The organism is Pseudomonas sp. PS01301 (assembly GCF_029960215.1).
GTDB classification, from domain to species: Bacteria; Pseudomonadota; Gammaproteobacteria; order Pseudomonadales; family Pseudomonadaceae; genus Aquipseudomonas; species Aquipseudomonas coleopterorum.
This window is the reverse complement of the sequence record NZ_JASCPM010000003.1, coordinates 120,047-145,659: the sequence shown is the minus strand read 5'-3', so window position 1 is coordinate 145,659 and position 25,613 is coordinate 120,047. Positions and strand designations below refer to the sequence as shown.

The window sequence follows — 25,613 nt, the reverse complement described above, 5'->3', positions numbered from 1 at the left end:
CCCTTGGCACCTGTGGTCATGTGAGCAAGTGAATGAGAAACAGCATCATTCACCCAGCATATCCGATCCGCCGCTCCTGTTCAGCCATCACGCCGAGAGGCTTCGCCCGACCGCGCGGCGTGCGGCGTTCGGGCGGGCCTGGCCGACGCCCTCCAGGCGCTGCTCCAGGGCAGCGGCGATCTCCCCGGAGCGGGCCGGAAGCACCGACAGCAGCGTGTCGCTCAGGCCGTGGGAATGCTGGCTGAAGCCCTGGATGAAGACCGGCGTTTCAAGCTCCGGGCGGGCGATCAACTGGTAGTCGCGGTCGACCCGGAAGTCGTCCAGATAGTCCTTCAGTGGAGCGAGCAGTTCGCGATGGGAACGACGCTCGTAACCGGTGGCCAGAATCACCGCATCGTAACGCCGCGCTTCGGTGCTGCCGGTGGCCAGGTCGCGCAGTTGCAGTTGCACGCGGCCATCGACGTCAGTGGCGCTTTCGATCATGCGTCGGCAGAGGAAACCATGGCGCTCGACGCCGGAGACTTTCTGGCGATAGAGCATGGCGTAGATGCGTTCGATCAGGTCCAGGTCCACCACCGAGTAATTGGTGTTGTGATACTCGCGGATCAAACGCTCACGCTCTGTTTCGGGCTGATTGAACACCAGGTCGGTATAGTCCGGGCCGAAGATTTCATTGACGAACGGGCTGTCGTCCGCCGGCTTGAGCACGGCCGCGCGCAGAATCATGTCGACCTGAACGTTGGGGTAGCTGTCGTTGAGGTCGATGAACGCCTCGGCGGCGCTCTGCCCTGCGCCCACCACCGCAATGCGCATCGGCTCGCCACGGCTGCAGGGTTGGGTGGCCATGGCCGACAGGTAACGGGCATGGTGGAACACCCGTGGGTCGTCCTTGAACGAGGCGAACGCCTGGGGGATCTTCGGCGTGCCGCCGGTGCTGACGATTACCGAGCGGGTCTGGCGCTGGACTTCGCGGCCCTGGTGCTGGCTGACCACGTTCAGGCGCTGCACCCGGCCATCCCCTTCCACGATCGGCTCGACACGCAGCACCTGCTCGCCATAGCGGCTCTGCTCGGCGAACTGCTGAGCGACCCAGCGCAGGTAGTCGTTGTACTCCATGCGGCAGGGGTAAAAGGTGCCCAGGTTGATGAAATCCACCAGGCGACCGTGGGCCTTGAGGTAGTTGACGAACGAGAAGCGGCTGGAGGGGTTGCGCAGGGTCACGAGGTCCTTGAGAAAGGAAATCTGCAGTTCGCTCTGGGCGACCAGGGTGTTGCCGTGCCAGCTGTAGTCGGGCTGACGCTCCAAAAACAGCGCGTCGAACGGCCGCCCGCCCTGCTCCGCGCGCTCTTGCAAGGCGATGGCCAGGGCCAGATTGGACGGGCCGAAGCCGATGCCGATGAGGTCGTGGGGAGCCGTCGGGGTGAGGTGCTGCGTCATGTGACCGATTCCTTCCAGAAGAGGGTGAGGGAGCGAGGGCCGCCGGGTTGCCTGCGGCCTTCGGTTGACGTGTTCCTAGAAGACGCTCGTGGCCTCGGCGAATTTAGCCACCTCTGGTCGCCTACCGCTTTCGAGGGCCTTCAGGGCCTGCGCCAGCTCGGCCATGAAGCCGGGGTGACGGACGATGTCCAGGTGATGCGCACCCGCTACACAGTGCTGCTCGACCACCTCGACCAACCCGTTCCAGTCGCGCAGGCGCTCGCTACGGGTCAGGGAGTCCTCGGCCTGCCAGACGTGCGCCGCTATGGCCAGGGGTTCGAGCACATGGCGCGCGGCTTTCAAGCGCTTGTCGAGCAATGCCCACTGCTCGAATTCGCGGGACAACAGGTCCGGTCCGTCGCAGGGCAATTGGCCGTCGTGGGCCAGTACGTACTCGGTCAACGCATCGCGTTCGCGCGCGTCCATCAGCGCGAACAACCCGCGCCATTGCGTCGCCATGGCCGAGCGCGCCAGCCAGTGCTCCAGCAGCGGTTGCGCGCGATCCCGGGTGCCAGCGTCCAGTGGCTGGCGTGGATGAAAGGGCACCGACTCGAACACGTCCACCAGGCCGAGGAACTCGACCTGGGCGCGCCCTTGCAGCAAGCGTGCGGTTTCCAGCGCCAGTTCGCCTCCGGATGACCAGCCGAGCAAGGCGCAGCGGCCCCCCTTGACGGTACGGACGATGTACTCGGCATATTCGCTGGCCAGCGCCAGCACGTCGTAGCCACGCCAGCGCTGCTCGGTGTAGACATGGCTGACGAAACCATACACCGGCCGATCCTCGCCCAGTGCCGCCACCAATGGCTTGAACTCGCTGCTGTTGACGATCAGCCCGGGCAGACAGAACAGCGGCACGCCGTGGCCAGAACGGGCCAGAAACACCACCTCGGGCTCGGCCACCGGCGGTGGTGTCAGGCGCTCCGCCAAGGCAGCGAGGCTGGAGGCATTGAGCACGTCCGCCAGGGTCAGCTTGCGCTCGCCTTGCAGCCCTTGTTTGCGGATGCGCGCGAGCAGCTTGAGGCTGAGCAGCGAGTCGCCGCCCAGTTCGGTAAACGATGCGCTGCGTGGAATGTCGCTGCGTCCCAGCAGGTCGCACCACAGCTGCGCGAGGGCCTGCTCGGTCGGCCCTTGCGGGCCTTGGCGGGTTGGCAGCGCCGCCTCCACTGTGGGCAAGGCCCGCCGATCGAGTTTGCCATTGGCGGTGAGCGGCAGACTGTCCAGCACGGTCCAGTGAGACGGCAGCAGCGCGTCCGGCACCTGGCTTGCAAGGGACTGGCGCAACGTGGCTACGTCGGTCTCAGCCGCCAGCACCACATAGGCGTGCAGCTGGTGAGCGCCGTCTTCGCCAGCGACCGCGATCACCGCCGCCTCACCGACGCCGGCCAAGCGGAGAATGGCCGTGGCGACCTCCCCCGGCTCGACGCGATAACCGCGAATCTTTACCTGATCGTCGCTGCGCCCCAGGTACTCCAGGCTGCCATCGGGCAGGCGCCGGACGCGATCACCGCTGCGGTACAACCGCGCACCGGGCGCGCCATAGGGGTCGGGCACATACCGCTCTGCGGTCAACTCCGCACGCTCCGAGTACCCTTGGGTCACGCCAACGCCACCCAGGTACAACTCACCGACCACGCCGTCGGCTACCGGGTTGAGGTAGGCATCCAGCACACGCGCCTGTACGCCGGGCAGTGGCGTGCCGATGGGCAAGGTTCGCGCGCGCAGGCGATCGGCATCGGCGGCGTTCTGGCACAGGGCACCGACCGTGGTTTCGGTGGGGCCGTAGTGGTTGAACACGCGCAGCTGTGGAGCAAGCCGGCGAATCTCGTCGAGCAGCGCCCAGGACGTCGCTTCGCCACCCAGGATCAAGGTGTGCCGCGGCAACACATGCAGCGGATCGCGGGCATTGAGCAGGGCCTGCAAATGACTGGGGGTGATCTTCAGCACGTCGCTGCCCTGCTCGCTCTGCCATTGGGCAAAGGCATCGGGGTCGAAGGCCTGCTCTTCGTCGGCCAGGTGCAACGCACCGCCCTGGCTGAGGGCGAGAAACAGCACCGTGTGGCCAAGGTCGGCGGCCACCGTCGACACCATGGCGAAGCGGCTCTGCGCGGGCAACTGCAGGCGCTGGCCGACGCCCGCGACATAGGCGGCCAGGTTGGCACGGGTGGCGACGACGGCCTTGGGCGTGCCACTGGAGCCGGAGGTATAGATCAGGTACGCCGGCAGCTCGGGCACCGTACGCGGCCAAGGCAGCGGCGATGGCGGCGCGTCCAGGTCCAGATCGAGGGCCAGCCACGCAAGGTCCGGCACCTGGGGATCGGCGCCCAGCACCAGACAGACCCCGCTGTCGGCCAATACCGCCGCCTGCCGTTCTGTCGGCCAGCGCGGATCGACCGGCACATAGGCAGCACCACACTTGAGCACCGCGAGGATACCGACGACCATGGCCGGCGTGCGCGCGCTCAGCAGCGCCACCCGCGCGCCGGGCCCGACGCCCTGGGCGAGCAAGCGCTGGCCCAAGGCGTCGGCTGCGCGTTCGACCTGTGCACGGCTGAAACTCATGCCGGCGCCGGTCAAGGCGACGGCATCCGGGTCGAGCCGGTACTGGTGCTGCCACAGGCTCACTACGTCCTGGGCCTCGACCGCCGGTTCGCCCTCGTCGCTCTCGTGCTCAACGGCCAGTTCGAGCAGCCGCCGTTCGGGCTCATGGCTAACCGCTTCGGTCAATGACAACAACTGAGCGGCGAAGCGCTCGATGCGCACGGCGTCGAACAGGTCGCATGCATAGGCGATCGACACCTCGATGCCTTCGGCGCGGTCGGTGAAGTCGACGCTCAAGTCGAAATGCACCTCCCCTGCGGTCAGCCCTTCCAGGCTCATGGACAGCTCGGCAAAACGCTGCGGACGGCTGGCCGGTTGCTCGGTGCACTTGACCTGAAACAGCGGATGGGTGCCGGCCTCGCGCGGCGGTGCCAGCGCCTGCACCAGTTGGTCGAACGGCAGCTGCGCATGTTCCTGGGCGTCGAAGAGGGTGCTGCGCACTCGATCCAGCAGCGCGCTGAAGCTCTGCCGCTCATCGACGGCGGTGCTCAACACGCTCAGGGTGGTGAAGTAGCCCACCACGCGCTGGGTTTCGGCGCGGGTGCGGTTGGCCAACGGCGAGCCGATGCGCACGCGGTCGGCGCCGCTCTGGCGCGCCAGCAGCAGCTTGAGCACGGCCAGCATGGCCATGAACGTGGTTGCCCCCTGCGCCTTGGCCAGGCTGCGCAAGCGCGCGCTGGTGTCGGCGGCCACCTGCACCCGGACGCTGGCACCGCGGGCATCGCGCTGTGCACTGCGTGGACGGTCCAGCGGCAGCGCCAGGGGCGTGTGGTCATCGCTCAGTTGCTGGCGCCAGTAGTCGAGCTGGCGCGCCTGTTCGCCCGCCTCCAGCCAGCGCCGCTGCCAGCCGGCGTAATCGGCGTACTGCACGGCCAGCGCCGGCCATTGCGGGGCTTGCCCTTGGCAACGCGCGGCATACGCGGCAGCCAGGTCTTCGATGATCAGGCCGATGGACCAGCCGTCGGCCAGAATGTGATGCAGCACAATCACCAGACGATGCTGCTGCGCATCCAGGCGATGCAGTTCCAGACGCAGCGCCGGGCCGCCCATCAGATCGAAAGGCTCTTGGGTCAATACCCGAGCCCGCTGCTGCGAGCCGGCTTCGTCCAGTTCCAGGCACACCAGGGCTTGGAAGTGATGCGGATGAATGCACTGCTGCGGCTCGCCCTCGGCATCCTGGGCGAACGAAGTGCGCAGCGCTTCGTGCCGGGCACGCAGATCGTTGCAGGCCTGCTCCAGCGCCTGGACGTTCAGCGGGCCACCCAGGCGCATTACGCCCGCCAGGTTGTAGGCCGGGCTGTCGGGCTCGCGCTGCCAGGCGATCCACAGACCGCGCTGGGCCAGCGACAGCGGCGCTGTGGGCGAGCGCGGCACCGCGACCATGGGCAGGTCGGTGAAGCGCATGCCGTTTTCCTCGAGCCGAGCCAGGAAGGCCTGGCGACGCTCGGGGCTCAGCTCGGCAAACCGGTGGGCGATTTGATGCGGATCGATACTCATCTCAAACCTCGAATTCATCCAGCCAGCGGGCCATGTCGTTCAGCCGCTCGCGGTGATCGGCCGCTGCGGCGAACACGTCGCTGGGCAGTTGCCGGGCCAACTTCTGCACGGTGACGTGATCGAAGAAAGCGTTGATCGGTAGGTGACAGCCGTGACGCTGCTGCAACTGGGCGCGCACCTGCATGACGCTCAGCGAATGCCCGCCCAGCTCGAAGAAACTGTCGGTGACACCGATCTGCTCCAGACCCAAGACCTCGGCCCAGATCGCCACAAGGGCGCGTTCTGCATCGGTGCTCGGCGGGACATGGGCGCTGGTGCTGCCCTGCCCTTCGGGCTGTGGGAGGCGCTTGCGATCCAGCTTGCCGTTGGCCGACAGCGGCATGGCTTCGAGTTGCAGCAGTCGCCACGGCACCATGTACTCAGGAACGTGCTGGCCGAGGTGAAATTTAAGCGCAGCCTCATCGACGGCATCGCCGACCCAGTAGCCCAGCAGTTGGTTGTCGCTGGCGATGACCACGCATTCACGCACTGCCGGGTGAGCCAGCAGCACCGCTTCGATCTCGCCCAACTCGATACGCAGGCCGCGCAATTTCACTTGGTGATCGAGACGGCCGAGGTAGTCGATGGCGCCGTCGGCACGCCAGCGCGCCAGGTCGCCGCTGCGGTACATGCGTGAGCCAGGCGCGCCGTAGGGGTTGGCGACGAAGCGCTCGGCAGTCAGCGCAGGGCGGCCCAGATAACCACGCGCCAAGTTGACGCCGGCGATGTACAACTCACCGGCCACACCCACGGGTACCGGATTGAGATCGGCATCGAGGATGTGGATCTGCGTGTTGGCGATGGGCCGACCGATCGGCACGCTGCCACCGTCGTCGCGGCAGGCCCAAGCGGTGACGTCGATCGCCGCTTCGGTCGGTCCGTACAGGTTATGCAGTTCGCTGGACGTCTGCGCCAGCACCTGGCGCTGCAATTCGGCCGGCAGGGCTTCGCCGCTGCAGATGATGCGCTTGAGCGAGATGCAGGCAGGCAACTCGCCTGCCGCCACGAACGCTTGCAGCATCGACGGCACGAAGTGCAGCGTGGTGATGCCGTGCTCGACGATCAGCTCGCGCAGCGCTTGCGGATCACGGTGCGCACCGGGCGGTGCCATGACCAGTGCGGCACCGCTGAGCAGCGGCCAGAAGAATTCCCATACCGATACGTCGAAGGTGTAGGGAGTTTTTTGCAGTACTCGGTCATTGGCGGTGAGGCCGTACTGGGCCTGCATCCATTGCAGTCGGTTGAGCAGACCCGCGTGTCGATTGCCGACGGCTTTGGGTTTGCCGGTGGAGCCTGAGGTGTACAGGCAGTAGACGAGGTTTTCCGGGTTGATGAGAACGTCCGGTGCATTCATGGGTTGGCCGTCAAGCGGCAGAAGCTCAAGCGCGTAAACCGGTACGCTTGCCCAGGCGTCCATCAGGTGCTTCTGAGTCAGCAACAACGGACTGCCACTGTCTTCGAGCATGCCCTGCAGCCGCTCCCGCGGATGCTCCGGATCCAGCGGCAGATACGCGCCACCCGCCTTGATCACACCCAGCAACGCCACCACCAATTCCACCGAGCGATCGGCACACACCGCAACCGGTACATCCGGACCAACACCCTGCCCTTGCAGCCAATGAGCAAGCTGATTGGCGCGGGCATCGAGTTCGGCATAGCTCAAACGCGTGTCGCCATGGACCAACGCCAGCGCATCGGGTGTAGCGCGCACCTGTTCGGCGATCATCGCCGGCAGGCTTGGATACTGCGGATACCCGCTATCGGTCGCGTTCCACGCCTCGATCTGCTGAACCTCGGCAGGACTGAGCAAGGTCAGGCTGGCCAGTGGACGCTGGCTGTCCTCGAACTGCGCCAACAGCCCGGCCAGGTGTTCGCTGAAGCGCAGGACATCGGCTTCGATGAACGCGTCCTGGCGGTAGCTGAACTCGATCTGCAACTGCGCCCCCGCGTGGATCACCAGGGTCAGCGGATAATGGGTGGTTTCGTGGCGCTGCACGGGTGAGAAACGCAAACCGCTGGCCTCGGCGAGGGCCTGTTCCACCGGATAGTTTTCGAACACCAGCAGCGTATCGAACAACGCCTGGCCACCCTGCCCGGCCCAACCCTGGATCTCGAACAGCGGTGTGTGTTCATGTTCGCGCAGCGCACTGTTCACGCCCTGCAACTGCCGCAGCCAGTCGCCCAACGGCTGCCGAGGAAGCGGCGTCTGAATCACCGGCAATGTGTTGATGAACAGGCCCAGCGTGCGTTCGGCCTCGGGCAACTGCGCCGGACGACCGGCCACCGTTGCGCCGAACGCCACCGTGGCCTGCCCGCTGTAGCGCTGCAGCAACAGGCTCCAGGCACCTTGCACCAAGGTGTTCAAGGTGACCCGCTCGCGGCGGGCGATGGCGCTCAGGCGTGCGGTCGTCGCCGCATCGCATTGCGAGAGGTGCTGGCGGTGACCCACGCCCTCGCCCGCGCCGCTCACCGTGCTGGCGAGCAAGGTCGGCTCGTGCAGATCGACCAGGCGTTCACGCCAGAACCGTTCGCGCTCGGCCAGATCGCGTTGCTGCAGCCATTGCACGTAGTCGACGAAACGCCCGGCCGGTTCGGCAGGCGGCGTGCCGCGATAGTGCTGCAGCACCTCGGCGATCAGCCGCGACGAACTCCAGCCGTCGAGCAACAGGTGATGGCTGGTGAGAATCAACTGGTAGCGTTGCTCGTCCAGGCGCACCAGCAGCACGCGAAGCAGGGGCGCCCGCGCCAGATCGAAGCCTTGGTCACGCTCCTCGTTCACCAATACCTCGACCGCACCGTCGCCCTCGCTCCGGTCACGCCAGTCGAGCAGGCGCACCACCGACGGCACGCTGCGCCGCACGGCTTGCAAGGGCTGGCTCAACTCTTCCCAGAGGAACGCGGTGCGCAGCACGTCATGGCGAGCGACCGTGGTATCCCAGGCCTGTTGGAAGCGGGCTGCATCCAGGCCATCGATGGCCAGGCTCAGTTGGTTGAGATAATGGCTTTCATCGGGCGATTGCAAGGCATGGAAGAGCATGCCCTGCTGCAACGGCGACAGCGGATACAGTGCTTCGGTATCGGCGGGCAGTTGCAGGCCATCCAGCGCCGCTTGATCCAGCCCGGCCAAGGCGAAGTCCGAAGGCGTGAAACGCTGTGCGTCGGGCTGCAGGCAATGTTCGATGAGCTGCTGCAACTCGTCGCACCAGGCTTGGGCCAAAGGTTCGACCCATGCCGAGGCGAGCCGCGCGCCGCTGTACTGCCAGTTCATGTGCAGCTCACCCTGGCGCACCTGGGCATTGATGACCAGCTCATTGCCCAGCGGCGCATCGGGCGCCTGATCGTCGCCGCCACGCTCGCGGGCAAGGCGGAACAAGCCTTGGCCCTCCATGCCCAGATCGGTCTGGCCAAGGTAGTTGAAGGTGATCGAGGGTTGCGACCCGGCAGCCAGTTCGCCGCGCACCTGCGGCTCGCCCAGGTAGCGCAGGATGCCGTAGCCCATACCGTGATCGGGGACCTGGCGCAGCTGTTCCTTGATGCCGCGAATGGCTACACCGGCGTCCGCTTCGGGGTCGGTGTGCAGGCGCACCGGGTAGACACTGGTGAACCAGCCGACGCTGCGGCTCAGGTCGACATCGCTGTATTGCGCCGGGACCTCGCGACCATGACCTTCCAGGGCCACCAGCACACTCTGACCGCCGGTGGCGCGCAAGACCACACGGGCCAGCGCGGTGAGCAGCAGTTCATCGACGCGGCTGCGATAGGCTTGCGGCGCCTGGGTCAGCAACTGACGCGTGAGGGGCTCGGCCAGGCGGGCCTGACACTCGCGGACCTGGTCACGACGGCGGCTGCCCGCAGCGTCCAGCAGCGGCAGGCTGACGGCCCCAGCCGCAACCGTAGCGCGCCAGAAATCCAGCTCCGCCAGGCGCGTGGGCGCCTGCTCCAGAAGCACTTCGCCCCAGCGCTGGAACGCACTGGTCTTGTGCCCAAGGGTCGGCGTCCGGCCCGCCTGCAACTGTTCATACACACGTTGCAGATCATCGAGCAGGATGCGCCACGACACACCGTCCACCACCAGGTGGTGAGCCACCAGCAACAGGCGCTGCCCCTGCGCCGTGTCGAGCAGCAGCGCGCGCAGCAGCGGGCCTTCGCTCAGATTCAGCAGGGCTTGGCTGCGGCTGCACGCCTGGGTCATTTGCGCGCTGTCGGTGACCTGCAACTGGTCCAGCGGCACTGTGGCCGTTTCGGCGTGAGACTGCTGCCAGTGCCCGTCGTCGTTCTCGACGAAACGCAGGCGCAAGGCGTCGTGGTGGGCCACCAAGGTCTGCAGGGCCGCTTCGAGCAGCGTGGTATTCAGCGGTTCGGTCGGCTGCAGCAGGACGGACTGGTTCCAGTGCTGCCGCGCGCTGACCGGGCTTTCGAAAAACCACGCCTGGATCGGCGTCAAGGTCGCTGCACCGGTGACCGGCCCCTGCGCCTGGACGACACTTGCCTGGCGCTTGGCAACCTGGGCCAGGGCCCGAATCGTCTGCTGTTCGAACACCTGCCTGGGCGTCAGCAGCACGCCGGCCAGACGCGCCCGGCCAACCAGTTGCAAGGAGACGATGGAGTCGCCGCCCAGCTCGAAGAAGTTGTCGTTCGCGCCCACGCGCTCCACGCCCAGCAACTTTTGCCAGAGGCCAGCCAGCACGATCTCCACCTCACCCTGAGGTGCAAGGAAATCGCCGCTCTGCGCGTGCCAGTCCGGAATCGGCAATGCGACCCGGTCGAGCTTGCCGTTGGGCGTTACCGGCAATTGCGGCAACCACAGCAGGCGGGACGGGATCATGTAGTCTGGCAGCTGCTCGGCCAGCGCCTGCTTGACGCGCACCTCCAGAGTCGACTCATCTGCCGTCGACGCGGCCACGCCATAGGCGACCAGCCGCACACCGGACGGTGAAGGCCGGGCCAGCACCACGCAGCTTTCGACCTCGGGGTGCTGCTGAATGCAGGCCTCGACCTCGCCGGGTTCGATGCGATAGCCGCGAATCTTGATCTGCTGGTCGATGCGACCCACGTATTCGATGACCCCGTCGGCGCCCCACAGCACGCGGTCGCCGGTTCGGTACATGCGCGCACCGGGTGCGCCGAACGGATCCGGGACGAAGCGCTCGGCGCTGAGCGCCGGTCGGTCATGGTATTCACGGGCTAGGCCGCTGCCGCCCAGGTACAGCTCGCCGCTGACCCCGGCCGGCACCGGTTGCAGGCGCGCGTCGAGGATGTAGGCACGACGGTCACCCACCGGTCGGCCGATGGGGGCGTAGGCCGACCGACAGGCCTGGCTCGCTGCGACCTTCCATACCAGCGGCGTGACCACGGTTTCGGTAGGCCCGTAGCCGTTGATCAAGGTGCGCGGCGCCAGGGTCTGGCGGATGCGTTCGAAGTTGGCCTGGGGCATGGCTTCGCCACCGAAGGAATACAGGTCCAGCTTCGGCGCCTGCCCCTGCGCCTGGGCTTCGGCGGCGAGCTGCGTCAGGTATACCGGCGGAAAGCCGGCATTGGTGACCTGTTGCTCGGCCAAGGTCTGCAAGGTGCGCGCCGCCGACCACAGTTCTTCGTCGCGCAGCACTAGGCTGGCGCCACAGGTCAGCGCGGTCATCCAGCGCTCGTGGGCGCCGTCGAACGCGAATGAGATGAAGTGGAATTCGCGGGAGGCCTCGCTCATGTCGTACAGCGGCGCGGTGGCAGCGCAATGCATGGCCAGCGGACCATGAGCGACCGCAACCCCTTTGGGCGTGCCGCTGGAACCGGAGGTGTAGATCAGGTAGGCGAGATTCTGCGCCTGCACATCGACCTCGGGGGCGTGTTCGCTGTAGTCGTCGAGCGCCTGGCGGTCGAGGTCCAGCAGCGGCAGTCCCGGCGTTTCAGGCAATCTCTCAAGCGCCAGCTGCTCGGTGATCAGCAGGCTCATGCCACTGTCCTGCAGCACATAGCCCAGACGTTCGCGGGGGTAGTCCAACGCCAGCGGCACAAAGGCGGCACCGGCCTTGGCCACGGCGAGCAACGCCACCAGCAGCCGATTGGAGCGCTGCAGCGCCACGCCGACGCGCATCTCCGCACCGATGCCGCGGGCAATCAGGGCATGGGCCAGACGGTTGGCCTGCCGCTCCAGTTCACCTCGGGTGAGGGTCTCACCGGCGCAGATCAAGGCGACGCGCTGCGGATCGGCAGCGGCATGGGCGGCAATGCGCTGCGGCACACTGATGAACGCGTGCGGTGCGTAGTCCGAGGTGCCCCAGGCCATGACCTGGCGGTATTCGCGGCTGCCGAGCGGGCTGATCGCCGCCAGCGGCTGCTGGGCGTCTGCGATCAGGCCGAGCAGCAGACTGTTGAGATGCTGCACCAGCGCCTCGACGCGCACCGCAGCAAACGCATCGCGGCGGTAGCCGAAGGTGATGTCCAGCGTCTCACCGGCGAAGATCGCCACGGACAACGGATAATGGGTGGCTTCACGCGTGCTCGATGCTTCGATACGCACGCCGCTGCGCTGGCGCATGGCGTGGTCGACAGGGTAGTTTTCGAACACCAGCAGGCTGTCGAACAGGCTTTGCCCGCTCAACCCTGCCCAACGCAGAATGTCCGCCAGTGGCGTGTGTTCGTACTCCCCCGCGTCGGCGCTGCGGGCTTGCAGCTCGCGCAGCCATTCACCCACTTTTTCGCCCGGCTCGCCACTGCCGATCACCGGAACGGTATTGATGAACAGCCCCACCACCGACTCGGCATCGTCGAGCGCCGTGGGTCGGCCCGACACGGTCGTGCCAAACGCCACCTGCGCCTGCCCGGTGTAGGTTTGCAGCAAGAGAATCCAGGCGCCTTGCACCAGGGTGTTGAGGGTCACCCGCTGGCGACGGGCGAATTGGCGCAGGCGCTGGGTGTCCTCGGCCGACAGGCCGCTGCGAATCACTCCATGCCCCGTTGCATCGCTCAGACCTTGAGTGTCCTGGGCCGGCAGGCTTTGAGCGAGCAGCGTCGGTCCGTCCAGCGCCGCCAGACGCGCCTGCCAGTACGCTTGCGCAGCCTCGCCGTCGCGGGTAGCCAACCAGGCGATGTAATCGCGATACTGGCTGCGCGGCGCCAGCGGCTGCTCGCCCGCGTAACGTTGCAGCACCTCGCCGATCAGGCGCGCACTGCTCCAGCCATCCAGCAGAATGTGGTGGAAGGTCCAGATCATGCGGCAACGGTTGGCGTCCAGCTGCAACAACTGCACCCGTTGCAGCGGCAGGCAGGTGAGGTCGAACCCTTTCGAGCGCTCTGCAGCCGCCCAGTCGTCCAGCGCCTGTTGGCTGAGCCCACGGGCATCGTGTACCTGAGCCACGGCCGGGCAGCGGTGCAGAACGGCCTGCAGCGGCACCTGCAGTTCGCCTTGGCCGAGGAACACGCTACGCAAGGTGGCGTGCTGCTGCACGGTGCTGTCCCAGGCCTGCAGGAACCGCTGCAGATCCAGCCCTTCGAGCACCACATCGATCTGATTGACGTAGGCCGCCTGGGCATCGCCTTGCAGGCTGTGGAACAGCAGGCCTTGCTGCAGCGGCGACAGCGGATAGAGGTCTTCCACGTCGCGTGCGGTCAGAAGCAAGGCGTCGAGTTCGGCCTGGGTCAGTCCGGCCAGCGGTACGTCGGCAGGTGTCAGCGCCGCGTTCGCCGGGGCGAGGCAGTGGGCGGCGAGCAGGCTCAGTTCGGCGCGCAGGTCGTCCAGCAGACACTCCAGTTGCGAGGGGCTGTAATGACTTGCATCGGCCCGGGCGTCGAAGTGCAGTTGGCCTTCCACCAGGCGTGCATTGACGGTCAATGCATGGCTGAGCGGCGCCTGGTCGTCGCGCTGCCGGCCCTGCGGTTCACTGGCCAGGGTGAACAGACGCTGAGCATCGAAGCCGGTGTCGTATTGGCCCAAATAGTTGAACATCACCTGTGGCGGGGCCTGCTCGGCTAGCGATGCCTGGGCGGACGACGGGCCCATATAACGCAGCACGCCGTAGCCGATGCCCTTGTTCGGCACCTGGCGCAGTTGTTCCTTGACCGCCTTGATGGCCGTGCCCAGATCGCCCAGGCCCGGACTCAGGCGCACCGGGTACAGGCTGGTGAACCAACCGACGCTGCGCTCGATGTCCAGGCCGTCGCTGTAGGGCGCGGGCAAGGCGTCACGGCCATGGCTTTCGAGGGCCACGCTCAGCGAGGTCTGGCCGCTGTGTCGGCAGAGCACGCGGGCCAGGGCCACCAGCAGCAGTTCATCCAGACGCGTGCGGTAGGCGCCCGGTGCTTCCTTGTGCAGGCGGCGGGTCAGCTCGGCCGGCAGGCGCAGCCGGTGTTCCACGGCCTGGCCTTCGCGACCCAGGGCCTGAGTCGGTTGCCCTTGTGTCTGCGCGTGCCAGTATTCCAGTTCAGCGAGCAGCGCCGGGCTTTGCGCGAAGGCCAGCAGCCGTTCGCCCCATTGCCCGAAGCTGGCACCCACCGGCGCCAGCGTCACCACCCGACCGGCGCTGTGTTGCCGATAGGCGTGCTGCAAGTCCTCCACCAGCACGCGCCAGGACACACCATCCACCACCAAGTGGTGAATCACGATCAACAACCGTTGGCTGCCGTCGCTCAACGCCAGCAACGCGGCGCGCAATACGGGCCCCTCGTTCAGGTCGAGGCTGGCTTGCAGGCGCTCGGCCTCGTGAAGGAAGGTTTCGGCGTCCGGGGCATCGATTTCCACCAGCAGGTCGTCGCTGGTGAACGCGGTGTAGCGTTGCTGCCAAGTGCCGTCGGCACCTTGGTGGTAACGCAGACGCAGGCTGGCGTGGTGCTCGGCCAGAGCCGCCAGGCTGGCGCGCAGTGGCTCGGCCTGTAAGGCCTGCAAGGGGCGCAGCAAGGCTGACTGGTTCCAGTGCTGAGGCTGGGCAATGTCCTGGCTGAAGAAGTAGTGCTGGATCGGCGTCAGCGGCGCCGGCCCGCGGGCCACGGTCGGCACCCGCTCGGCACACTGGCGGGCGCTACGTGCGGCCTGCGCCAGCGCGGCCAGGGTCGGGTGCAGGAACAGGTCTCGCGGGCTCAGCTGCCACCCTGCCTGTCGCGCCCGACTGATCACCTGCAAGGACAGAATGGAGTCGCCGCCCAGTTCGAAGAAGTTGTCGACGACACCGACCTGTTCGACGCCCAAGACCTCGGCCCAGATCGTTGCCAAGGCCTGTTCGACCTCGCTGCGCGGTGCGATGTAGGCCTCGACGGCGACCTGCCCTTCGGGCGCTGGCAATTGCTTGCGATCGAGCTTGCCGTTGGCCGACAGCGGCATCGCCTGGAGCTGTACGAGGCGCCACGGCACCATGTAGTCGGGCACGTGCTGGCCTAGATGGGTCTTGAGCTCGGTCTCATCGGTAGCGCCGCCCACCCAGTAACCGATCAGTCTGTCGTCACGGGCGATGACTACGCTTTCCTGTACGTTCGGGTGAGCCAACAGCACCGCTTCGATCTCGCCCAGTTCGATACGCAGCCCGCGCAATTTCACCTGGTGATCCAAGCGACCGAGGTAGTCGATGGCACCGTCGGTACGCCAGCGCGCCAGATCACCGCTGCGGTACATGCGCGAGCCGGGCGTGCCGTAGGGGTTGGCGACGAAGCGCTCGGCGGTCAGCGCGGGGCGACTCAGGTAGCCGCGCGCCAGGTTGATCCCAGCGATGCACAACTCACCGGCCACACCCACGGGTACCGGATTGAGATCGGCATCGAGGATGTGGATCTGCGTATTGGCGATGGGACGGCCGATCGGCACGCTGCGACCGTCTTCGCGGCAGGCCCAGGCCGTGACATCGATGGCCGCCTCGGTGGGGCCGTACAGGTTATGCAGTTCGCTGGACGTCTGCGCCAGCACCTGGCGCTGCAACTCGGCCGGTAAGGCTTCGCCGCTGCAGATGATGCGTTCGAGCGAGGTGCAGGCCGGCAACTCACCCGCCGACACGAACGCTTGCAGCATCGACGGCACGAAGTGCAGCGTGGTGATGCCATGCTCGACGATCAGCTCGCGCAACGCTTGCGGATCGCGGTGTGCACCGGGCGGTGCCATGACCAGTGCTGCACCGCTGAGCAGTGGCCAGAAGAATTCCCATACCGATACGTCGAAGGTGTAGGGAGTCTTTTGCAGCACTCGATCATGACCGGTGAGGCCGTATTCGGCCTGCATCCATTGCAGTCGATTGAGCAGACCGGCGTGGCGATTGCCAACGGCTTTGGGTTTGCCGGTGGAGCCTGAGGTGTACAGGCAGTAGACGAGGTTTTCCGGGTTGATGAGAACGTCCGGTGCATTCATGGGTTGGCCGCTAAGCGGCAGAAGCTCAAGTGCATAAACCGGTACGCGTGCCCAGGCGTCCATCAGGTGCTTCTGAGTCAGCAACAACGGGCTGCCACTGTCTTCAAGCATGCCCTGCAGTCGCTCCCGCGGATGCTCCGGGTCCAGCGGAAGATACGCGCCGCCCGCCTTGATCACACCCAGCAACGCCACCACCAGCTCCACCGAGCGCTCGGCACACACCGCAACCGGCACATCCGGCCCGACGCCCTGGCCTTGCAGCCAATGGGCAAGCTGATTGGCGCGGGCATCGAGTTCGGCGTAGCTCAAACGCGTGTCGCCATGGACCAACGCCAGCGCATCGGGTGTGGCACGCACCTGTTCAGCGATCAGCGCTGGCAGGCTCGCGTAGGACGGATAGTCTTCCTGAGTGGCGTTCCAAGTGATCAACTGCGCCTGCTCGGCCGGTGTCAGCGGCGCCAGTTCATGCAGCGCGCGCTCGGGCTGTTCCAGCACCTGTTCGAGCAGGTGCACGAAGTGCGCGTGCCACGCCTGCACCGTGGCAGCCTCAAGCAGGTCGGTGGCGTAGCTGAAGGTCGCGGTAATCTGGCCTTGGGAGTTTTCTTCGGTGGTCAGGGCCAGGTCCAGCTGCGCGGTCTGGGCCGTCTGCTCCAGACGCTCGAATACCAGGCCGCCGGCCTCCACCTCACGGTCGCCACGTTGCAAGTGGTTGAACAGCACCTGAAACAACGGGTTGCGGCCCAGGCTGCGCGCCGGTTGCAGCGCCTCGACCAGATGCTCGAAGGGCACGTCCTGGTGAGCCTGAGCCTGCAACGCCTGTTCACGCACGGCCTTGAGCTGGCCGACGAAAGACGCTTGCCGCGACACCTGCAGCGGCCAGACCTGAGTATTGACGAAACAGCCCATCAAACCCTGGGTGGCTGGGGACGTGCGATTGGCCACCGGAATGCCGATACGCAACTGCGACTGACCACACAGCCGGCCGAGCCACACCCCGTAAGCCGCCAGCAGGACCATGAACGGCGTGGCGTGCTGAGCACGAGCGAACTGGCGCAGGCGCTGGCTGAGGGCGTCGGGCAATGCTTTGCCGACCCGGGCGCCGCGGTAGCTGGGCAAGCCGGGCCGCAGATGATCCACCGGCAACTCCAGCACCGGTTCCTCGGTGCCCAGGCGCTCGCACCAGTACGTCAACTGCTGCTCGCCCTCACCCGCTTCCAGCCACAGGCGCTGCCAACGGGCGTAGTCGCTGTACTGAATCTCGAGGCTGGGCAAGGCATCGGCATCGCCCCGCAGACGGCGGGCGTAGCCGCTGGCCAACTCTTCGACGAAGAGCTCGACCGAGACGCCATCGGCAACGATGTGGTGCAAGGTGACCAGCAAGGCATGCCGCTCGGCCTCGCAACGCACCAGGCACAAACGCAGCAAGGGGCCTTGGGTCAGGTCGAACGGTCGTGTGGCCTGCTCTTGCGCCAGACGCGCCAACGCCGCATCGCGGGCCGACACCGATACGTCGCTGAGGTCTTCGCAGGTCAGTGTCACGGTGCACGCATCGACGTCGTGCACGCGCACCACCGGTTCGCCGTCCTGAGTGGGGAAGTCGCTGCGCAGCACCGCGTGTCGGGCCACGATGTCGGCAATCGCCGCCTGCAAAGCGGCCTCGTTCAGCTCGCCGGACAGTCGCAGGCCACCGGTGATGTGATAGGCGCTCGCCGTCGGCTCCAACTGCCAGAGCAGCCACAGCCGCTTCTGACTGTAGGACAACGGTGATTGCGCCTCGGTAGGTGCCGGGACGATCGGCAGGCGACGGGCGTCGATGCCTTTTGCGCGCAGTTGCCGCAGAAATATCCGCTGCTTTGGCGCTGGAAGCGCGTTGAACCGTTCCGCCAACGGGCGCAACGGATCGTCACGCAGGCTCGGGCCGTGGGGTTGGCTCAGGTCGTTCATTCGATGCGCTCCAGTTCGTTCAGCAATTGGGTCATGGCGTCCACCTCCTCTTCGGGGGCGTGCGCCGGAATGTGCTCCAGGTGCCGAGCGAGCGCCTCGACGGTGGGCGTATCGAACACCGCGCCGAGATGAATCTGTACGCCCAATTGGTGGCGGATCTGCGAAGCCAGACGGGTCGCGAGCAGCGAATGCCCGCCCAACTCGAAAAAGTCATCCGTCACCCCGACCCGCGCCACGCCCAACACTTCGGACCAGATCCTTGCCAGGTCGCGTTCGGCGGCAGTGCGCGGTTCGACATGCCCTTTGATGGCCTGAACCTCGATCTGCGGCAGGCGCTTGCGATCCAGCTTGCCGTTGGCCGACAGCGGCATGGCTTCGAGTTGCAGCAGTCGCCACGGCACCATGTACTCAGGAACGTGCTGGCCGAGGTGAAATTTAAGCGCGGCCTCGTCAACGGCGTCGCCGACCCAGTAGCCCAGCAGTTGGTTGTCTGCGGCAACCACCACGCATTCACGCACCGCAGCGTGGGCCAGCAGCACCGTTTCGATCTCACCCAGCTCGATACGCAGGCCGCGCAATTTGACCTGGTGATCGAGGCGACCGAGGTAGTCGATGGCGCCGTCCTCGCGCCAGCGCGCCAGGTCGCCGCTGCGGTACAGGCGCGAGCCGAGCTCGCCGTAGGGGTTGGCGACGAAGCGTTCGGCGGTCAGTGCGGGGCGACCCAGGTAGCCGCGCGCCAGGTTGACGCCAGCGATGTACAACTCGCCCGCCACCCCGACCGGCACCGGATTGAGGTCGGCATCCAGGATGTGGATCTGGGTGTTGGCGATGGGCCGACCGATCGGCACGCTGTTGCCGTCTTCGCGGCAGGCCCAGGCGGTGACGTCGATGGCCGCTTCGGTGGGGCCGTACAGGTTATGCAGTTCGCTGGACGTCTGCGCCAGCACCTGGCGCTGCAACTCGGCCGGCAGGGCTTCGCCGCTGCAGATGATGCGCTTGAGCGAGATACAGGCCGGCAATTCGCCTGCCGACACGAACGCCTGGAGCATCGACGGTACGAAGTGCAGCGTGGTGATGCCGTGCTCGACGATCAGCTCGCGCAACGCTTGCGGATCGCGGTGCGCACCGGGCGGCGCCATGACCAATGCGGCGCCGCTGAGCAACGGCCAGAAGAATTCCCATACCGATACGTCGAAGGTGTAGGGAGTCTTTTGCAATACCCGATCGTTGGCGGTCAGCCCGTATTCGGCTTGCATCCACTGCAATCGGTTGAGCAGACCTGCGTGTCGATTGCCGACGGCCTTGGGCTTGCCGGTGGAGCCCGAGGTGTACAGGCAGTAGACGAGGTTTTCCGGGCCGATGACGACGTCCGGCGCGCTCATCTGCAAACCGCTCAGGGGCAGATCTTCGAGCGCATAAACAGGAACATCCGCCTCGCCCGGCCATTTTTCCATCAGGTGATTCTGAGTCAGCAACAACGGGCTGCCACTGTCCTCAAGCATGCCCTGCAACCGCTCGCGCGGATGCTCCGGATCCAGCGGCAGATACGCGCCGCCCGCCTTGATCACACCCAGCAACGCCACCACCAATTCCACCGAGCGCTCGGCACAGACGGCAACCGGCACATCCGGACCAACGCCCTGCCCATGCAGCCAATGGGCAAGCTGATTGGCGCGGGCGTCCAGTTCGGCGTAGCTCAAACGTGTGTCGCCATGGACCAACGCCAATGCATCGGGTGTGGCGTGCACCTGCTCGGCGATCATCGCCGGCAGGCTTGGATAAGACGGATACCGAATATCCGTAGCGTTCCAGTCCGACAACTGACGTTGCTGCACCGCATCGAGCAGGCGCAGCTCGCCCAGGCGTAGCGAAGCCGTGTCCAGCGCCGGGGCTGCCATCGCCAGCAACAGGTTGCGCAAATGCTCGCCGATCCGAGCCACGCTGTCCGCCGCGAAAGCGCTCAGCAGGTAGCTCATCTGCACATTCAGGGTATCGCCGGCATGGATCACCACGGTCAGCGGGTAATGGGTGGTCTCCCGCGAAATGACCTGGCCGAACCGCACGCCACTGCCGCTGCGCAAGGCGCTGTCCACCGGATAGTTTTCGAACACCAGCACGCTGTCGAACAGCGCCTGACCACCCTGTCCGGCCCAGCGCTGGATATCGAACAGCGGCGTGTGCTCGTGTTCGCGAAGCGCCAGATTCAGCGACTGCAGATCGCGCAGCCACTCGCCCAACAAACGCTCGGGGCCGGGCGCCTGAATGACCGGCAAGGTGTTGATGAACAGCCCGAGCATGCGCTCGGCATCGGCCAGCGCGGCTGGGCGGCCGGCCACGGTGGCGCCAAAGGCCACGCTGCGTTGCCCGGTGTAGCGCTGCAAAAGCAGGCTCCAGGCACCCTGCACCAGCGTGTTGAGGGTCACCCGCTCACGTCGGGCGAACGCCGCCAGTGCCGCGGTGGTCGCCTCGTCCACGTGCAAGCGCAGGTCACCGTGCCCCGCCTGCTCGGGCACTGCTGGCAAGGCGTCGGCCAATCGCGTCGGCGCATCCAGGTGACGCAGCTGCTCGGCCCAGAACGCCTCGCTCGTCTGCGCATCCTGACGTGCCAGCCAGGCCAGATAATCGCGATAGGCGCTCGCGCTCGGCAGCGGCGACTCGCCGCGATAATGCAAGAGCACTTCTTCGAGCATTCGCGCGGTGGCCCAGCCATCGAGAAGGATGTGATGGCGGGTCCAGATCAGTTGGTAATCCCGTTCGCCCAGGCGCACCAGCAACAGCCGTTGCAGCGGCGGTTGGCGCAGGTCGAAGCCTTGGTCGCGCTGGGCGTCGGCCAGTTCGGCCAGGTCCAGACGCACCTGCTGCGCAGGGCGTGCGCGCCAGTCCAGGTGCTGCACCGGCGAAGGCAAGTGGCGATGAATCCATTGCAACGGTTGCGGCAGATCGCCGTCCCAGACGAAACCGGCGCGCAGGATCGCGTGTTCGCGGGTGACACGCTCCCAGGCCTCCGCAAACCGCAGGCCGTCCACGTCGCTCAGCGGCACGCTGACCTGATTGACGTAGGTGCTGCGAGTGTCGCCTTGCAGGGCATGAAAGAGCAAACCCTGCTGCAGTGGCGACAACGGGTACAGGTCCTCAAGGTCGGTCGCGGCGACCGGCAGGGCGTCCAGTTGCGCCTGAGTCAGCTGCGCCAGGGGAAAGTCCGCCGGCGTGACGCCCGCGGCCCCAGGGCTCAGGCAATGGTCGATCAGCCTGGCCAATGTCGCTAGATACCGTTGCGCCAGGGCTTGCACCACGACCGTATCGAATCGCTCGACGCCGTAGCGCCAGCTCAGATGCAGGCAGCCGTCACGTACCTGGCCGGTCACCACCCATTCGCTGTCGGCCTCGGCGCTGGGGTCCAGGGAAGCACCCAGGGGCTCATCGGCCCAGGCGAACAGGCCACCGGCCGACCGACCCGGGTCGAACTGGCCGAGGTAGTTGAAGGTGACCTGCGGGGCCTTCCGGGCCGCCAGTTGCTGTGCCAGCTCGCCCTGGTCGAGGTAGCGCAGTACGCCATGACCCAGCCCCTCGCCCGGCACCGCACGCAGCTGTTCCTTGATCGCCTTGATGGCTTGCTCCGGGGTGTCACTGCCAGGCGTGAGTTGCAGCGGGTACAGGGCGGTGAACCAACCCACGCTACGGCTCAGATCCATATCCGCATCAGCGTCGGGTGTGCGGCCGTGACCTTCCAGAAGGATGTCCACCGCCGACTGGCCACTCCAGTGGCACAGCGTCTGCGCCAGCGAGGTCAACAGCAGCTCGTTGATGCGCGTGCGATAAGCACCATTAGCAGCGCCGAGCAGCGCCTGGGTGCGCGCCGCATCGAGTTGCAGGCGCACCTGAGCGGTGTCAGCCAAGGCACGACTGCCCTGCGGATGCTGCACGTTCAGCGAAGCGGCCGAAGTCTGCGCATAGGCGCGCCAGTAGTCGCGCTCGGCCTCGCTTACCCCCAGTCGCGCCTCATTGACGAGGTACTCGCCCCACGCCTTGAAGCTGGCCGTGCGCGGAGCCAGTTCAAGTGGCAAACCCGCCAGCGCCTGAGTGTGCAGCCGCGCCAGATCTTCCAGCAGGATGCGCCAGGATACCCCATCCACCACCAAGTGATGGGCGACCAGCAACAGCCGCTGGCTGCCGTCGCCCAGTTCCATGAGCACGGCCTTGAACAGCGGACCCTGGTCCAGATCGAAGCCACGCTGGGCGGCTTCACACAGCGCAGTGATCGCCTCGGATCCGGCGTCGCCCAGGCTCTGGCACTGCAGCAGCGAGGTCGTAGCTTGCCCGTGGTGTGCGCGCCAGCGGCCTTCGACACGCTGAAAGTGCAGGCGCAGAGCATCGTGATGGGCGTACAGCGCCGTCAGCGCCCGATCCAGCGCCTGTGGCTGAAGTGTTTGCAGCGGCCGCAGCAGCAACGCCTGATTCCAGTGGCCGGGGACAGGCACCGCCTGGGCGAAAAAATGCGCCTGAATCGGTGTGATCGGCCCCTCGCCCTGTACCGGGCCGTTGTCGACACGGGCGTGGTCCAAGGCCACCGCGACGGCTGCCAAGGCAGCGATGTGTTGATGCTCGAACACATCGCGTGGCTTGAGTTGCCACCCGGCCTGACGCGCCCGGCTGATCACCTGCAAGGACAGAATGGAGTCGCCGCCCAGTTCGAAGAAGTTGTCGACGACACCCACTTGTTCGACGCCCAACACGTCGGCCCAGATCGACGCCAAGGCCCGTTCCACCTCGCTGCGCGGTGCACTGTAGGCCTCGACGGCGACCTGCCCTTCGGGCGCTGGCAATTGCTTGCGATCGAGCTTGCCGTTGGCTGACAGCGGCATGGCTTCGAGCTGTACGAGGCGCCACGGCACCATGTATTCGGGCACGTGCTGGCCTAGATGGGTCTTGAGTCCGGCTTCGTCGATCGCGTCCCCCACCCAGTAACCGATCAGTCTGTCGTCACGGGCGATGACCACGCTTTCCTGTACGTTCGGATGAGCCAGCAGCACCGCTTCGATTTCGCCCAGTTCGATACGCAGGCCGCGCAATTTGACCTGGTGATCAAGACGACCGAGGTAGTCGATGGCGCCGTCCTCGCGCCAGCGCGCCAGGTCGCCGCTGCGGTACATGCGCGAGCCGGGCGCGCCGTAGGGGTTGGCGACGAAGCGTTCGGCGGTCAGCGCAGGGCGACTCAGATAACCACGCGCCAAGTTGACGCCGGCGATGTACAACTCGCCCGCCACGCCGACCGGTACCGGATTGAGATCGGCATCGAGGATGTGGATCTGGGTGTTCGCGATGGGCCGACCGATCGGCACACTGCTGCCGTCTTCGCGGCAGGCCCAGGCGGTGACGTCGATGGCCGCTTCGGTGGGGCCGTACAGGTTGTGCAGTTCGCTGGACGTCTGCGCCAGCACTTGGCGCTGCAACTCGGCCGGCAAGGCTTCGCCGCTGCAGATGATGCGTTCGAGCGAAGTGCAGGCTGGCAACTCGCCTGCCGACACGAACGCCTGGAGCATCGACGGTACGAAGTGCAGCGTGGTGATGCCGTGCTCAACGATCAGCTCGCGCAGTGCTTGCGGATCGCGGTGCGCACCGGGCGGTGCCATGACCAGCGCGGCGCCGTTGAGCAGCGGCCAGAAGAATTCCCATACCGATACGTCGAAGGTGTAAGGGGTCTTTTGCAATACTCGGTCATTGGCGGTCAGCCCGTATTCGGCCTGCATCCACTGCAGGCGGTTGAGCAGACCGGCGTGGCGATTGCCGACGGCCTTGGGCTTGCCGGTGGAGCCCGAGGTGTAGAGGCAGTAGACGAGGTTTTCCGGACTGATGAGAACGTCCGGCGCGCTCATCGGCAAGCTGCCAAGTGGCAGATCTTCCAGTGCATAAACGAGAACACCCGCCTCGCCCGACCATTTTTCTACCCACTCACTCTGAGTCAGCAACAACGGACTGCCGCTGTCTTCGAGCATGCCCTGCAACCGCTCCCGCGGATGCTCCGGGTCCAGCGGCAGATACGCGCCGCCCGCCTTGATCACACCCAGCAACGCCACCACCAACTCCACCGAACGCTGCGCGCACACCGCAACCGGCACATCCGGCTCGACGCCCTGCCCTTGCAGCCAATGAGCAAGCTGATTGGCCCGGGCATCCAGTTCGGCGTAGCTCAAACGCGTGTCGCCATGGACCAACGCCAACGCATCGGGCGTCGCACGCACCTGTTCGGCGATCAGCGCAGGCAGGCTCGGATACTTCGGGTAGCCACTGTCGGTCGCGTTCCAGGCGCTCAATTGGTACAGCTCGGCAACATCCATCAGCGGCAGCCTGAACACCGACCGATCGGGCGCGGCGACCATGCCCTGCACCACCTGGGCAAGGTGCCCACCCATGCGCGCGATGGTTGCGGCGTCATAGAGCGCGGTGACGTACTCCAGCCGGCAATCGATGCCGTCAGGGTTGGCAATGACATCGAGGGTAAGGTCGAAACGCGCACTCTCCAGTTCCACGTCCAGCACCTGCACCTGCAATCCGGGCAGATGCAGGGCCTGGGCGTCCCGCGAATGGCGAAAGTTGAACAACACCTGGAACAGCGCCGTGTGATGGAGATCGCGGCTCAGATTCAGGCCGTCCATGACGCACTCGAAGGGAAAATCCGACTGCTCCAATGCGACACGGCTTTGCTCGCGCAAACGACGGCACAGCGCACGCGTGGTCAGCGCAGGCTCCAGCCGTGCGCGGTACACCTGGGTGTTGACGAAGAAACCGACGATGTTCTGCACCTGGGCATGACTGCGCGCAGCATTGGGCACACCGACGGCAAAGTCGCGCTGGCCGCTGTAGCGCGCCAGCAGCACCTGCCAGGCGCCCAGCAACACCACGAAGGGCGAGCACTGCTGCAATCGGCAGAATTCACGCAGTGCATGGGCCGTACTGGCTGGCAGGCGAAGGTCATGACGTGCCGCTTCCAGGCGCGGTTCGGCGCGACGCGGTCGGTCGCTGGGCAGTTCGAGTACAGGCACGTCCTGGCCCAGATAATCACGCCAGTAGGCCTGTGCCTGGCGGCCGGCCTGGCCGGCCACGTACTCGCGCTGCCAGGTCGCATAGTCGGCGTACTCCAGTGGCAGTGTCGGCAAGGCGCGGTCGTGGCCTTGCAGGGCAGCGGCATAGGCATGGCCGAGGTCGGCAATCAGCAGCGGGTTCGACCAGGCGTCTGCAACGATGTGATGCAGGCACAACAGCAACACGGCACCGCCGGGGTAGCGCAGCAGACTGGCGCGCAGCAGAGGTGCCTGCCCCAGGTCGAAGGGTACGGCGACGCGTTGGCGCAGGGCTGCTTGCAGCTCTGTGTCGTCAGGCAGGTCGACGCATTCCAGATGAAATTCCACCTCGGGATCGATGACCTGCAGAGGTTGCCCATCGATCTGCACGAAACGCGTGCGCAGGCTGGCATGGCGCTCGATCAGTCGGCGCAGGGCGGCCTGCAAGGCCGGGACATTCGGCTGGCCTTGAATCTGCAATGCACGAGCCGAGTTATAGGCCGGGCTGTGTACGTCATATTGTTGAAGAAACCACAAACGGCGCTGGGCGAACGACAGCGGCGCCGGTCCATCTTCGGTGCGGCGGACCGGCCCGCTGGGTGTGGCTGGCGCTGCAGCGTCCAGTCCTTCGTCATCCAGTAACAGGGCAAGCAACTCGTCGCGGTCGATATCGGTCATGGTCA

The 25,613-nt window shown here is 66.1% G+C and carries 4 protein-coding genes; all 4 read right to left on the bottom strand.

The features are described from left to right. Positions 1-87: 87 nt before the first annotated feature. Positions 88-1,437, bottom strand: coding sequence for a SidA/IucD/PvdA family monooxygenase (locus tag QMX89_RS02580; protein ID WP_282346574.1), 1,350 nt, complete (start codon positions 1,435-1,437; stop codon positions 88-90). 75 nt (positions 1,438-1,512) lie between these two features. Then, positions 1,513-5,571, bottom strand: coding sequence for an amino acid adenylation domain-containing protein (locus tag QMX89_RS02575; protein ID WP_282346573.1), 4,059 nt, complete (start codon positions 5,569-5,571; stop codon positions 1,513-1,515). 1 nt (position 5,572) lies between these two features. Continuing rightward, positions 5,573-17,872, bottom strand: a complete 12,300-nt coding sequence (locus tag QMX89_RS02570) for a non-ribosomal peptide synthase/polyketide synthase (protein ID WP_282346572.1) — start codon at positions 17,870-17,872, stop codon at positions 5,573-5,575. After that, the gene (locus QMX89_RS02565) at positions 17,869-25,608 is read right to left on the bottom strand and encodes a non-ribosomal peptide synthetase (protein WP_282346571.1); all 7,740 of its coding nucleotides are present in this window, start codon (positions 25,606-25,608) and stop codon (positions 17,869-17,871) included. Before QMX89_RS02565 ends, QMX89_RS02570 begins: the two co-directional genes overlap by 4 nt. Positions 25,609-25,613 lie beyond the last annotated feature (5 nt).